At 54.9% G+C, this 13,833-nt stretch carries 9 protein-coding genes; 8 read left to right on the forward strand and 1 reads right to left on the reverse strand.

The window, feature by feature from the left end; translation table 11 throughout:
* Positions 1-12 precede the first annotated feature (12 nt).
* The 5 genes from ACUTJJ_RS03150 to ACUTJJ_RS03170 all read left to right on the forward strand — a co-directional run bounded on the left by ACUTJJ_RS03150 (position 13) and on the right by ACUTJJ_RS03170 (position 5,156).
* A complete protein-coding gene (locus ACUTJJ_RS03150) occupies positions 13-1,236 on the forward strand; it encodes a tyrosine-type recombinase/integrase (RefSeq protein ID WP_445541264.1) in 1,224 nt (407 codons plus the stop codon).
* A gap of 238 nt (positions 1,237-1,474) precedes the next feature.
* On the forward strand, positions 1,475-1,837 hold the full coding sequence (locus ACUTJJ_RS03155; RefSeq protein WP_445541265.1) for a hypothetical protein: 363 nt from the start codon (positions 1,475-1,477) through the stop codon (positions 1,835-1,837).
* A 91-nt stretch (positions 1,838-1,928) separates the two neighbouring features.
* Positions 1,929-2,294, forward strand: a complete 366-nt coding sequence (locus ACUTJJ_RS03160) for a hypothetical protein (protein ID WP_445541266.1) — start codon at positions 1,929-1,931, stop codon at positions 2,292-2,294.
* 352 nt (positions 2,295-2,646) lie between these two features.
* Positions 2,647-3,684 carry an LPO_1073/Vpar_1526 family protein gene (locus ACUTJJ_RS03165; protein WP_445541267.1) on the forward strand — a complete coding sequence of 346 codons (1,038 nt, stop codon included), beginning with the start codon at positions 2,647-2,649 and terminating at the stop codon, positions 3,682-3,684.
* A gap of 320 nt (positions 3,685-4,004) precedes the next feature.
* The gene (locus ACUTJJ_RS03170; RefSeq protein ID WP_445541268.1) at positions 4,005-5,156 is read left to right on the forward strand and encodes a TIR domain-containing protein; all 1,152 of its coding nucleotides are present in this window, start codon (positions 4,005-4,007) and stop codon (positions 5,154-5,156) included.
* 199 nt (positions 5,157-5,355) lie between these two features.
* Here ACUTJJ_RS03170 and ACUTJJ_RS03175 read toward each other — a convergent pair whose 3' ends face one another.
* On the reverse strand, positions 5,356-5,940 hold the full coding sequence (locus ACUTJJ_RS03175) for a recombinase family protein (RefSeq protein ID WP_445541269.1): 585 nt from the start codon (positions 5,938-5,940) through the stop codon (positions 5,356-5,358).
* A 451-nt stretch (positions 5,941-6,391) separates the two neighbouring features.
* Here ACUTJJ_RS03175 and ACUTJJ_RS03180 point away from each other — a divergent pair, with 451 nt between their 5' ends.
* The 3 genes from ACUTJJ_RS03180 to ACUTJJ_RS03190 all read left to right on the forward strand — a co-directional run bounded on the left by ACUTJJ_RS03180 (position 6,392) and on the right by ACUTJJ_RS03190 (position 13,753).
* Positions 6,392-9,343, forward strand: a complete 2,952-nt coding sequence (locus ACUTJJ_RS03180; protein ID WP_445541270.1) for a TrlF family AAA-like ATPase — start codon at positions 6,392-6,394, stop codon at positions 9,341-9,343.
* Between the two features lie 790 nt (positions 9,344-10,133).
* Complete coding sequence (locus ACUTJJ_RS03185; protein WP_445541271.1) at positions 10,134-10,451, forward strand: hypothetical protein; 318 nt, start codon at positions 10,134-10,136, stop codon at positions 10,449-10,451.
* On the forward strand, positions 10,448-13,753 hold the full coding sequence (locus ACUTJJ_RS03190) for a trypsin-like peptidase domain-containing protein (RefSeq protein WP_445541272.1): 3,306 nt from the start codon (positions 10,448-10,450) through the stop codon (positions 13,751-13,753). The genes ACUTJJ_RS03185 and ACUTJJ_RS03190 overlap by 4 nt, the downstream gene beginning before the upstream one ends.
* Positions 13,754-13,833: the final 80 nt, after the last annotated feature.

The following is a 13,833-nucleotide window of genomic DNA, read 5'->3' on the forward strand; positions in this document are numbered from 1 at the left end:
CGATACCGTAAAATGGCACTGACAGACATTCAGGTTAAGAACGCTAAAGCCGACAGCAAACCGCGCAAGCTGTCTGATGAGAAGGGGCTTTACCTCTACATATCGGTTGCCGGCGGCAAGTCTTGGCGCTTCGACTACGATTTTTTCGGAAAGCGAAAAACACTGACGATTGGGGTATATCCGACCGTAGGCTTGGCGGATGCTCGACGATTGCGCGATGACGCGAAGAAAAAACTCTCTGATGGCATAGACCCCTCACTCGCCAAAAAACGCGATCAGCTTGCCGCCAAGGCCGCTGCCGGAAACACCTTTGGCGTCATTGCGGATGAGTTCATTGAAAAGCTAAAACGCGATAAGCGCGCAGAGCCCACCATCACGAAAAACAAGTGGATGTTGAAGGACCTCGCCGAGAAGCTTGGACCTTATCCGGTCACCCAAATCACGGCGCGTGACGTCCTTGCGGTGCTGACCAGCATCGAAAAGACCGGGCGAGTGGAAAGTGCACTGGCAACGCGCGCTGCCATCGGTCGCGTGTTTCGATACGCCATCGCAACGGCGAGGGCCGAGAACGACCCGACGTCGGCCCTACGTGGCGCTCTTCAGCGCCATGTGCCGGTCAACCATGCTGCCTTGACGACGAAAGCCGAGATGGGCGGCCTCATGCGGGCAATTTACGGCTACGAGGGCTGGCCGTCGTTGGTTGCTGCCTTGAAAATCCAAGCGTTGTGTTTTGCTCGCCCGGGCGAAACTCGCTCGATGGAGTGGACCGAGTTGGATTTTGAAAACTCGATCTGGACCATTCCCGCAGAGAAAACCAAAATGCGCCGGGAGCACGACGTGCCGCTTTCGAAACAAGCATTGGAGGTCCTAGCGGAAATGAAGGAGCTGTTCGGCGGTAAGCCATACGTCTTTCCCTCGATGATGTCCGGTAAGAAGGTTCTGTCTGAGAACTCGATGAACTCGGCTTTGCGTCGTATGGGGGTGACTGAGGTCCAGCATACCGCGCACGGCTTTCGATCTTCCGCCAGCAGCATTTTGAATGAGTCTAGTGAGTTCAGTGCCGATGCTATCGAGGCTCAGCTTGCGCATCTCGACACGCGGGTGGTGAGGCGCGTTTATAACCGTGCCACATATTGGGACGAGCGTGTGCGGATGATGCAGTGGTGGGCCGACCTGCTGGAGAAAGAGCGTGTTCAAAACCCAAGCTTGATTGAGACCGCTGACAAAAAACCTTAGGGTCAAAGGACTTTGGTCACCCGGAAACTCCGATAGCTTCACATTCGATCACGGACTCTGGGCTTTCAGCTGGAACCCATGATTGCCGAGAGGAGTGTTTCTTAGGAACGGGATGCTGTCGCCGGTTGAGTTCGAAAAGCAGCAGAAAACGTAACCCGGAGGGTGTCTACGAAACTCAGTGCTATTCACTGTGCGGCAGAATTGCTACCTATCGAATTTCCTGCACTTGGAGATGAAAATGGGACCGATACAACTTACAGCAAAGATATTCTCGCCACGCTGGGGGCATCACGACACCTACGAACTAACTTTCACAGAAGACGGCCTGAAGGTAAAGCATATGGCCCGCGGATCCCGCGCTACCTACTCCGAGACAGGAGGCCTCGAATGGGCCGACGGCGAGCTCGTCAGCATGATGAAGAATGACAGCGTTTATCCACCTGACGGCGTGGAAGATCTGATCGGACACCTGTGGGACGCTTGGCGGAATAACCAGCTTTCTGACGCGCAAGCCCAAGACGAGTTGAATGCATTTTTTGACTACATCAACGCATCGACAGCCGCGAGGCCAAAGACTGATTTTTGGAACGGAGTTTTCTGATCAAAGGCACTGCTAGAGCCCCCAAAAGATGGGGCCTTCGCTTTCACTTTGATGGGGCAATATGCGGAAATGGTTTAAACGGATTCTAGGCGTGGCCATTGTCGCGTTTGTTGGCTACAGCGCTTACGACTATCATCAGGCGGGTTTTTGGACGCGACCCAAAATGCCGGATGGTGCGTTCTCTTTGTCTTACAAAAACGGTTTGCGGGCTATCTTGGTCGGCGTGCCTAATGAACAAGAGGAGCGCCGGTATTTCGGATTCCCGCAGGATGTTCCGTTTTACCTCAAGGACGGATGGTCTTTTTGTGCGCGGCCGGAAGGCGAAGAGAAGGCGCAAGCTGCTGCGTTCATCAAAGGCCGGAACCAGCCCGGAGAAAGGTTCGAGGTGATCTGTAAGATCAAGGCGGACAATGACATAGTTGTCCGAGGACTGATCACGTCGGTGCCGCGATTGTGATGATTAAACTTCCTCCTCCAAGTAAAAGCTGCGGCTCATAAGGTTATGCCTAGTGGAGTTGTTTTGGATGGGGAATAAATGTCTTATACGTGAAGAGAATGGATCACGGATTCTCCGCTTATCTGACAGGCAAAAAGCACGCCTGCATATGTAGATTTCTTTGTGCTAGGGGCGATTAAAAATCTAAGGGAGACATAGGCTTGGACGGCGAGACAATCAAATGGGCGGTCGGCATTGTCGTGACATTGTTAGTTGGCGTAGCGGGCGGAGCGACCATCTACCGATCACGCCAAAAAGCGAAGGCGGGACGCGGAGCAACAATCATTCAATCAGGGCGGGATACCAACCTAAAGTGACGGATCAGCGAGCAAAGGCTACCGGAGACGGCCAAATCATTCAGAGTGCGCGTGACACAAATATCGGCCTCTCCGCAGCCGACATGATCGCCATTTTCGAAGCTCTTACGAAAATGGTTGACCGTTATGTTGATAGTGCTCGCGAAATGGTTGAGCAGCGCATGAACGCGTTTCAAGAGCAGATCCTCCGGGAATTTGCCACAGGTGGAAAGGGGCGCCCGGAAGCCTTTCGCGACCCAGATTTTCAGTATGTGCTCGGTCGGGCGCAACAGGCTTTTGCTCGATCAGGCGACAGAGAGCTCGGCGACATTTTGACCGACATGATAACGCAGCGATCAATGCAAGAAAATCGGTCTAGATTGACGCTAAGCCTCAACGACGCCGTCGAAAAATCAGCGCTTTTAACACGCAATGAGTTTGCGGAACTCGGCCTTAGTCACGTGTTCCGGAACACGCTGAGGGTCTTTAGAAGCTTCCAACAATTTGTGAACTTCATGGGCGCGCTTATGGAATTTGTCCCCGACATATCGAAAAATGCATCCTCGTATGACTATCTTGAGAGTCTGGGAGTCGCCACTGTCTCAGTGCTTGAGATGGACTTCATGGGCGTCCTTAGAACCACATGTATAGGCGTTATCAGCAAGGGTTTCACAAAGTCACAGATAAATCACGAATGGTGGGAAAAATATCGACCTTTCTTTGACGAAAATCTCGTCCCATGTTTGCATGATTCAAACATGCTCCAATTTCTTCCCGGCAATCGCGAAGCGTTCAATGCAGCCGCACTCAAGCACTCACTCGATGATGAGGCGAGCATGGGTCTCTGGAGCGTTTACGAAAGCACAGCATTCACGGCGGACGAGTTTCGACAAGTGCTTGGGGTATCAATTCCAAATATCAACGAACTTATTGATGCTTGGGATAACACCTCCATGAGAAGGTTGAAGTTAACAACTGTAGGTCAAGCGATAGGGCACGCTGCTGCTCGCAGGATGGGTTTGCAAACTGCTGACCTTGGTCTCTGGATACTTTGATCCAAGGTCGGCGGGGAGACCTACACGCGTGGTTCATTCCAGTGCCGGGGCAATTGCAGCTGGCCCTTAATTCACGAATAAACGTACTTGTATGTGCGTTGCGGCGCACATTGACACGATGCTCCGATCTTTTTTGATTGAATAGCTTTCCGTCATGGCTCTCCGTTATTCGCGACGAGACCCTACTCTACAACAAGAGACTGCATTTGTAGCCGAACGATAGCGTACGAGGCTTTAATGCCGCGCGCGCAATTGGGATGTTTTCTACTTGCGCGAGCGGGGCCAGTCCGGCTAACACACTGCTGTTGCTGGAGGCTGAGATGGAAGCGGACGAGAAGATTGTCTTTATCAGTTACACGAGCGCCGATAAAGATCGCGTTGGTGATGTTGCCGATCAGCTTGTCGCTCGGGGGCTGTCAATATGGATCGATCACCGTAAGCTCAAGCCGGGCCAAAATTGGGACTTCGAGATTAGGCGCGCTCTAGACCGGTCTGCGATCATCGTTGTTTTCATTTCCCGCAACTCAGTGAAGAAGACCGGATACGTTCAGCGTGAAATCCGGCTTGCCTTGGAGAAAGCCGAAGAGAAGCTAGTAGACGACATTTATCTCATTCCTGTGTTGTTAGACGATGATGTAACCGTGCCTTCGCAGTTGAAGGACGTACAGTTTATCAGAAACTCGGACGCTGAATTTCTCGACAAACTTGCCGACGCGATCAACCATCAATTAGAAAAAGTTGGAGTCGAAATTCAAAATGCGCAAGACAGCTCGGAAGTGACCTGGAGCGCATATCGCATCATCGAAAGGCGGGACGGGATTCCTGGCTATGAGGCAGATTTGCACTTGTACCGATTTGCATCCGAGGCATTTCCCGCAATTTCGCAAATCGGAGAGTATCTTAAATCACAGATGTTGGACGAGCTGTTCGGTCTTCGTCGTGAGCTGGTCGATTCGACAGTGAGTTACAATTATGGGCAGGCGCGATTCTACCGAACACATACATTGGATATCAGTTCAGGTGGACCAAAGATTCAAGGAAGAATACTCTCATTATTGTTTGCGTCTCACAGCTACTATGCTGGCGCAGCTCATCCTAATCTAAATTTCAAATCGTTTGCTTTCTTTATCGATCCGCTTTTCGCGATATCAAGTCTTGAGGACATATTTCAATCAAAGGACGAAGTATTTCCGATTATACAGGCTGAGGTGCGGCGGCAATTGCTTGAGCCGAAGCCGGACGACGAAGATGGGGAATATTTGCTCGATGCTGAGTGGGTAAACCGTGGCACTGACGAGTGGAAAGATTTCGCTGTTTTCACGTTCGGAGAAAAGGGTATCGAAATCGCATTCAGCCCCTATCACGTCGCGGCGTATGCACTTGGGCCACAGTTTGTTGAAATTGATTACAAGCTAGTTGAAGACAAGATTATGCCGGTATTCAAAACCGCTTTGGAGTTGGCGTGGCATTGATCAAGCGAGTTCGTTCCGGCCCACTACGCGAAGAGAAGTTGCGAGATTGCCGTCAAAGTGAAAGAAAATCGGATAATATCGATCATCGTGCAGCGCGATATTAGCATCCCAACGGACAGTGAAAGATTGTTTCCAGATATGGAATCGACCTGCCAGCGGATATTTGGTCTGTAATCGTCTATTCTATCTATATATGTAGTTATTCACTTTTTGATGCAACGTGCATGCCGCTCTCATCTGTGGGGTTTTGGAGGATTCGGTATACCTGCATTCGAGAACAGCCGGCTGAAGCAGCTATGGCTGATGGGCCCACTCCTTGATTGAATAGTCGCTCAACGAGGTCGCGATTAACACGCCGACTGCCACCCTTGTATACCCCAAGATTCTTCGCACGTTCGATGCCTTCGCGCTGTCGCTCTTTGATGAAGCGCCGCTCTAACTGCGCCACCATGCCAAGAACAGTCAGAATGACTTTGCCCATTTCGCCTTTCGTCGAGACGTGTGGTTCAAGAACGGTGACGTAAGCGCCGCGGTGTTCGCATTCGTGGACGATGTTCAAAACGTCACGGGTGTCACGGCCGAGGCGATCGAGGCGTGTGACGATCAACTCGTCATCTTCGCGTAAGAACTCGATGATCGTTGCCAACTCAGTTCGGCCATGGCGGCTTGCGCCGGAGACCTTTTCGCACCGGACGATTTGGCAACCTTCGCTTCGAAGGCGGTCGAGTTGAACCTGCAAATCCTGATCGAGCGTACTAACGCGCGCATACCCTATTCGAGCCATGTGTCACCTCAAGCTTTAGGCTTGACGCTACCTTGTCACAAATAGTCGGTGTCAACCCAGATGTTACATTGGCGAGTGTAACCACGGGCTCGTCACATATGGGTATACCCTGAGGCGAATCGCTATCGCGCTATTTGTGAACATTCAGGCGCGTTGACCGGACAACGGCTGTGCGCCTCTCAGCTTGAGTTAATACGAGTCAGCCACGACGTTGTCGCCAAATTGGCCGATTATCCATTTGATCCGATCGGCCAACAGCCTGCGGCTCAGGTGCGGCCAACTCGGGCATCAATGGCGTCAAGAAAGAAATCGATATGGCGCGCACGCGGTCCGACCATCTGCAGGCTAATCGTGCAAGAGGGTTAATCAGTCCTCGTGCCCTCTCTCCAAGTATCTTGCCAGATTAAGTAAATCCCCGATAATCAGAATCAATAAAAACGGAGGCGAGGGTATGCTGGGACGAGGTTCTGAATGGTTACGGTGGGAGCCGCATATCCATGCACCGGGCACTATATTCAATGACCAATTCGGTGCCGATGCTATGGACAAGTATATTGCAGCTCTGGAGGCTGTAGCTCCCACCCTTAGCGCCATTGGCATCGCTGACTACTACGGTATTGACACCTATCAGCGGGTATTGGCGGAAAAGCGGGCCGGCAAGCTACAGGATTGCCAGCTCCTTTTCCCGAACATTGAGATGAGGCTCGCAATTGGGACGGTACGGGGCAACTTCGTTAATGTGCACCTTCTCATCGATCCCACTGACGACGACCACGTTGAACGGATCAACACTATCCTCAGCCGTCTGACGTTCCGCGTCGATGATCAAGACTACGGCTGTACTGCTGTCCAACTGACGCATCTGGGGCGCCACCTTGATAAATCCCTGACTGATGATCGCGCTGCTCTTGCCCACGGTTCCCAACAGTACAAAGTGTCGCTCGACGACCTGCGTAAGGCTCTGGACAATGCTTGGGCGAGGGAAAATGTGCTAGTCGCGGTTGCGGCCGGCGGTGATGGCACGAGCGGAGTAAGAGATGGAGCGGATGCAACTCTTCGGCGTGGCATCGAGCGTTTCGCTGACATCATATTTTCCGGAAGTCCGGGGGATCGTGATTTTTGGCTCGGCCTCAAAGACGGGCTGGATAGTGACTTCATACGAGAGCAATACGGCTCCCTCAAGCCGACGATGTGGGGCTGTGACGCCCATGAGATGGCCAAAATTGGCCAGCCTGATCTGGAGAGGTTTTGTTGGATTAAGGGTGCCGCCACCTTTGACTCGTTGCGACAAGCTTGCATCGAGCCGCGCAGGTCGTATGTAGGCGTATCCCCCACAGCCGGTGCAATGGCATCGCAGGTTATTTCGCGTGTGCAAATTAACGGAGCTATGTGGGCGCTGACTCCGGACATCGGGCTTAATGCCGGACTGGTCGCGATCATTGGTGCACGCGGTTCGGGAAAAACCGCTCTGGCGGACATTATTGCTGTCGGTTGCGACGCGTTCCCGGCAAAGCGCAACCGCCAATCCTTTATCAGCCGGGCGAATGATGACGGTTACCTATCCGGGGCAAGTGTCGCAATAAGCTGGTCTGACGGAGGTGACGCAGAGGTTCGGTGCCTTGACGAGCCCGTGCGCCAGGAATGGGATAGCTATCCGAAAGCGCGTTACCTGTCTCAACAGTTTGTCGATGACCTCTGCTCGTCAGCCGGAATGACCGACGCACTTCTTGCCGAAATCGAACGTGTCATCTTCGAAGCTCATCCAGTTGCGGACCGCGACGGTGCTGTGACCTTTTCCGATCTACTGAACTTGAAGGCCTCCCGTTACCGCGACGCTCGCCAGCGTGAGGAAGCGGCACTGGCTTCGCTGTCCGAGCGGATCGGCGTGGAAATGGAAAAGACAAAACTGCTTGCCTCCTTAAGAACCCAGATTGAGGAAAAAACGAAGCTCATTGAGCGATACAACGGGGACCGTGCTCGTCTCATCCCTAAAGGATCCGACAAGGAGACCGCCCGACTTTTGTCACTTACCGCCGCTGCTGAGAAGGCCCGAACAAGTATCCGCTACTATGCCAATCAGCAGCAATCACTTAACTCTGTCCGTGATGAGGTTGCTGACCAACGCGCAAATCAGGCACCAGAGGGACTGAGAAGCCTTAGGGAGAGGTACAAGAGCGCGCCCATGGACGAGGCGCAATGGGAGGCCTTCCTGTTGCAACATGCCGGCGATGTTGATGCTGTCTTGGCAGAGCGATTAGCCTCCGCCGAGAAAAGTATGGCTTCGTGGAAAGGCGCTTCTCCAACTGCGGGTCCAGACGATGTGCCTCTAATACCAGATACTGCCGATCTGGAGCGGACGGCCCTTGCACCCCTTGAGGCGGAAATCAAGCGCCTTGAGAAGATGATCGCGGCCGACAAAGACACCGCCAACAAGCTCGGAGCCATCACCAGACGCATAGGCGAAGAAGGTCAACTGCTACAGACCCTTATCGAACGTCTCAAGGATTGTGAGGGCGCGAAAGATCGCGCCTTAGCGCTGACGGACGAACGGAAAGAGGGCTACAAGCGGGTTTTTCAAGCCATTTTGGGAGAAGAGGCCGTATTGAGAAAGCTTTATGCCCCGCTCATGGCTAAACTCAGCGAAGTCAGTGGCAGTGTCCAAAAGCTGACGTTCAGTGTGGAGCGGTCGGCGGATGTCGCAGCTTGGGCCAAGCGTGGCGAGGAGCTTCTGGACTTGCGGAAAACGCCCTTCATGGGACAGGGCGCACTGCAAAAGGTAGCAGAGCCCGTTTTTCGGGCTGCGTGGGAGAGGGGTGATGCAGCCTCGATTTCAGCCGCTATGGTGGCTTTCCGCGCAGAATACCAAGAAGACCTGCTTGGGGCATCAAAGGTACCTAAGGGAGATCAAGGCTATCGCACTTGGTCGCGTAACCTCGCGCAGTGGCTTTTCAGTACGGACCATATCTCGCTGCGATACAGCATTGATTACGACGGCATAGACATTACCAAGTTATCTCCGGGCACTCGGGGCATCGTGCTGCTTCTGCTCTACCTAGCGCTCGATGAGGCGGACGACCGACCTCTCATAATTGATCAACCAGAAGAAAATCTCGATCCGAAATCAATCTTCGACGAGTTGGTGGGGCTTTTTCAAGCGGCAAAGAATAAACGACAGGTTATAATTGTCACTCACAATGCCAATTTGGTGGTAAATGCTGATGCTGATCAGATAATCATAGCGAACGTTGGACCGCATATTTCTGGGGCTCTTCCTCCCATCACCTATTCCACCGGCGGCCTGCATGATGATGACATTCGTCGTGCCGTCTGCCTCATCCTAGAAGGCGGCGACAGGGCTTTCGTTGAACGATCCCGTCGTCTTCGCGTGAAGCTCAACCGCTAAAGCGCAAGAACAAGAACTGTCGCAACTCGGTCCATTCGAGCCACTTGTCCGAATGGCGCATCTCATTGCGCCATTCGTCTCGGAACTGCTTAGTATGTCAGCCTGGCTGTTACCTGCCAGTGCGCTTGCTACTCCACCCGTGCCAATCGTGGAGAAACCGGCCCATCGCGAGTTTTGGCCCGCGACGAATGCACGACTGACATCAGCATTGAGGGTCTGTCGCTAACAAGCGACATCGCGCCTTTACGTCGGCCATTCGGGTCACGCTTTCATGGGAAGACGCCGGCACACGACGTGGACCTCTTGATCGTCCATTCCGACGTCGGCTCGGCGTCCTGCCGCTTTGCCATCTATTGCAAGCAACTGCTGTCCTAAGGTTCATCACTCAATCGTGCGCGGTGTCGCTCGGCCTTGTCTGCTCTGGAACTGTCAAAGAGGATGTCGAACGGATCGGACTTACGATCGTCGATCGTGCGTACACTCTATGACCGAAAGTGTTGATGCAATGTCAGCACTTTTTTCCCAGGCACCTACACCCCTGCACGTTGGCCCGTTTCGACGCTGCTGTCGTGCCAGAAGTGGCGATATAGGCCTTCTTTGCCGGCGTTCAGCCAGGCTGTCCGTCCACCCTATGCAGACGGTACCTTTGCTGGCCCGCCCTTTTTATCTGCGCCCACGTCCATGAACCCAAGGTCGCTCAAGTCCTTGTGGGAAAGGCATTGCCTAGTGTTGTAATGGCCGCCTAGCAGAAGCATAGTGGCGTGCGCAAAGTACACTGAGGGTTGTAGAGATGACGGAACTGATAGAGTTTGCCGATGAGGTACCGATCGTGATCGAGGTCGCCAGTGACCAGGCCGGCCTCGGCGTGAATGCCGTTGGGTCGGCGCTTGGGTCCGTTACTGCTAAGGTGGCTGCGACGTTTGGCGAGTCCCTGAAAATAATCGGTGCTGTCGGCGGAGCAGTCCGTACTGCACTTGAGGGGTCGGGCGTCGAAGAAGCCGAAGTGAAGATCGGGCTGAAGGCGTGTGGTACAGGCCAGTTTATTATCGCCCAATCAACAGTGGAGGGTGCGGTTGAGGTAACTTTTAAAGTAAAGGTGAGTCGTTGATTTCAAACGCGGCCGCTTTGGAGGAGCATGTGCGCCCGTGCTTGTTCCGCGTTACAGACGCGGTAGGCAATCTCCTCGGCTCGGCTTTCTCAATCGCGGGAGCTGTTGTCACATGCGCGCACGTTACCGACGGGCACACAATCGATGACCTCCGGGTCGGCGGCTGCCGCGTCACGGAGATGATCGTCGGCCAACGCACCGACGCCGCGATCCTCAAGGTGGACCAAGAGGTGGACGGCCTCGCAGTGTCACTGCGACGGCCTGAGCTGATCCTCGCCGCCGGGTTCCCGGTTGAGCCTGGCCTCACGGGACCTGTATTCTCGACCGACAGCATATCAGGGAGCACTGACATCTCCTATAACGCGGGTGGACGTCAGTATCACTCCAGTGGCGTTTGGACGCTCAGTAATGTCCTTATGTCGCCAGGACACAGCGGTGGCCCGGTGATCGACCAGCAATCGGGCGCGGTCGCGGGTATTGTTGTCGCGAACTTCCGGCCCGCTCGCGGCAATGCAGGACCGTCGGGCTTCGTGCTCCCGATGTCAAAGCTAGTAGATGACGAGCAGCTCTCGGAACATTTCGCCATAGCTATGAGGGGCACCCCGCGCTACGGGCTGAACCCAAACGGAACCGGCGCAATCTCGTGGTGCATGTCAGCGACTGCTGCCGAAATCGCGCGTATGTCCGAGGAGCGCTTGTACGACCGGGAGCGTACAGTCGTCCGCCGCAGCCTCGACGATGGGCTAAAGTGCTTTTTGGAAGGCCCGGCCTCAGTCTGGGCGCTCGTAGATCTTTCGGGTCTCGGGAAGTCTACAGCTTTAGCCTCAATTGCGGATCGTGTCGCAGACCGCCCTGTGCTTCTAATTAGAGCGATGGAGATCGATGACACATCCGGTTTGGACGGGGTGGTGCAGAAAAAGCTGGCGGCCGTCGCGCCGCCCTATGTCAGTGGCAGCCCCACTCTCTCGACTCTGGTGACCGCGGACGGCGGCGCGCCACTGATCATTGTCGACGGCCTAAACGAGTCCGCCCTAGACGTAGCGACGATGCGCGACCGATGGCTCCCCCAGGCGGTGCGGGACGCGAAGGGGTGCAAACTCCTGATCTCATGCCGTCCGGAATCTTGGCAACAGATCTCCGAGCGCGTGCCGAGTACCGTGTTCCACAACGAGGATGGGCGAGAGAGCGGCGGCAATGGCTTCCCGGTTGGTGAGTTCACAGATGATGAATGGCAAGCGTTTGTGTCAAGCCGCTTCGACGACGGCTTTGACATCGTCTATCGCCTCCGAAATCCGTTGCTCCTCGAATTGGCTGCTGAGCTTCAGGACCTACCCGACCTTCGGACAGGGAGGTGGGACTTGCTCGAGCGATGGATATCCAGGGACTGTGCACGGGCGGTTGACCGGGCCGCCGGTGCCGTCACTCCGCGAAGGGCCGAGGACACGTTGGAGCGCATTGCCGCGCTATGTCTGGAGAACGGGGAGCGCACCCTTTTCGGCAGGGATCCGATCACACGAGATGTGGCTTTCGAGCCGCTGCTCCGTCAGCACCTCCTGATCACGGAGGGTAGCCGCTACGGGTTCAGGTATGACGTGCTCTTCGAGCACCTTGCCGCTCGATCGCTGGTCGTGGAGAAACTATCATTGAGTAACGGGGTTTGGCGACAGGAGGAGCGCGAGATAGATTGGGCGATCGTGGGGTCGTTTAGCGAGGGCTTAGCCCGAAATCACGACCGCCTTGGCGTGGAAGTCATCTGGTCCCAGCTTGAAGCCCAGCACGAATTACCCGGCTGGAAGGCCATGCGCCTCCTGGCTGTCCTGCCCATTTCCATTGAGCGGGAAGCTACCGCAATGCTGCTGTTGGAACGATTTGCCACAGAGCGCTTGGGGGGCCTCTCGCTCATCGGATCTAACCTCAGCCCAGCAGAGTGGCGACACCCGTTCGCGAGTGCGGTCCTGCATCTCGCTGTCCGGGCGGCATCAGGCTACGATTTCCGAGAGGGCGACCTCTTCGAGCCGATGCGTTTCCAGCGCAATCGAGGGCAGTTCGAGTTTCAGGGGTTCAGACGTTATATCGCGACCATGCTTTCGAAAGCCCGGCGTGCCACTCTCGAAGACCTTGGTAGATGGCATGAGGACAAAGAATGGCTCGGGGCGATTTGGGGAGATTCGACATTGGAGAGCACCGTTTCCTCTTGGACGAGTTGCTGCTTCGTATTTTGCTCGGACCTCTTTACTGATGAGGAGCTGCTGTCGGTGCCTTCGCCACGTTTCTCGCGTCCAGTCTTCGTAGGGTTGGCACGCCAAGACCCCACTCGGTTACTTCGCCTCGCGAGGAGTCTCGCAGCGAATCCGGGAGCTGACCTTCTCCGCCTACGCATTGCGATCAGCACGCTGAACTACATGGCTACGTGGTCTGACGATGCGCGCGCCCAGCCAATTGCCGACGACTACGCCGCGCTCGCCTGCGAATTAGCGCTTGAACGATACGACGATCTTGGTAGCGATCAATTTAAGAATGAGGCGCTTGCGTGGTGCGCGCGCAGTCCCGAGCTACAGGACGAGGCGTGGCGTAGATTGGTTCTGCTTGCTGAAGCGGGTGTCGCTGAAAGCGCGGCCCTGCAAGCCTTCCTGCCATACCGGCCAGAGGATGCCGTGGAGCTGGCGCGTCGTCTGCCCCACGGCTTCGCCACGCGCAGTGGTAATATTATTCTCGATCTGGCCAGACCACGGTTCGGATCAGGTGCCGGTATTGTGGATAAAATAGCCTCGCTGCAAGCAGATCTGATGCGTGAGTACGTGTCAGTCTACGGCCTCGACGGGCACGCCTGCGAAGTCATTGAGGATTTGCTATATGTCCTCTCAGTTGAACAAGCGGATCGTCTTCGGATCGTGGACTTGGCGGTGGAGGCAACGCAGATTGGAGTGGGAGCGTCGCCGCTAGTGTATTTTGCGGGCGATCAGAACAGAGCGATGTCCGGTGCTGAGCTGGAGATCGCCGATCGCCTTGCATGCACCTTCGCTAAGCGCGCGGTCCTCGATCTCGCCGAACACGTCCTGATGTTGCGAATTATGCGCGCGCGGGGGGGTCAGCTCGAACAGTCAGAACTGGACACGTTGCGAAAGATCGCTTCCACGATCGCATCTCGCTTTGGCGCAACACCAGTCGCGACCACGCTAGATAGGGTCTCGCCGTTTCTACAGTTTGGGAACCCAACAGTCACGATCGCAATTTGCGACGCGGTTCGCGGCGACCTCTCGGATGCGGGGCTGGACGGAGTGATCGCAGCCATGCTGATCTGACGCATTCGAAGCGATGGCCCATTTCTGGTAGTGATGATCTTGAATGGCACGAAGTGAATCACAAACGGCCCCTCGCAGGG

It is taken from the genome of Agrobacterium sp. DKPNP3 (genome assembly GCF_052686535.1).

Coding starts and splice junctions, on each gene's coding strand:
- ACUTJJ_RS03150 (WP_445541264.1), top strand. CDS start 13: ATGGCACTGACAGACATTCAGGTTAAGAACGCTAAAGCCGACAGCAAA.
- ACUTJJ_RS03155 (WP_445541265.1), top strand. CDS start 1,475: ATGGGACCGATACAACTTACAGCAAAGATATTCTCGCCACGCTGGGGG.
- ACUTJJ_RS03170 (WP_445541268.1), top strand. CDS start 4,005: ATGGAAGCGGACGAGAAGATTGTCTTTATCAGTTACACGAGCGCCGAT.
- ACUTJJ_RS03175 (WP_445541269.1), bottom strand. CDS start 5,940: ATGGCTCGAATAGGGTATGCGCGCGTTAGTACGCTCGATCAGGATTTG.
- ACUTJJ_RS03180 (WP_445541270.1), top strand. CDS start 6,392: ATGCTGGGACGAGGTTCTGAATGGTTACGGTGGGAGCCGCATATCCAT.
- ACUTJJ_RS03185 (WP_445541271.1), top strand. CDS start 10,134: ATGACGGAACTGATAGAGTTTGCCGATGAGGTACCGATCGTGATCGAG.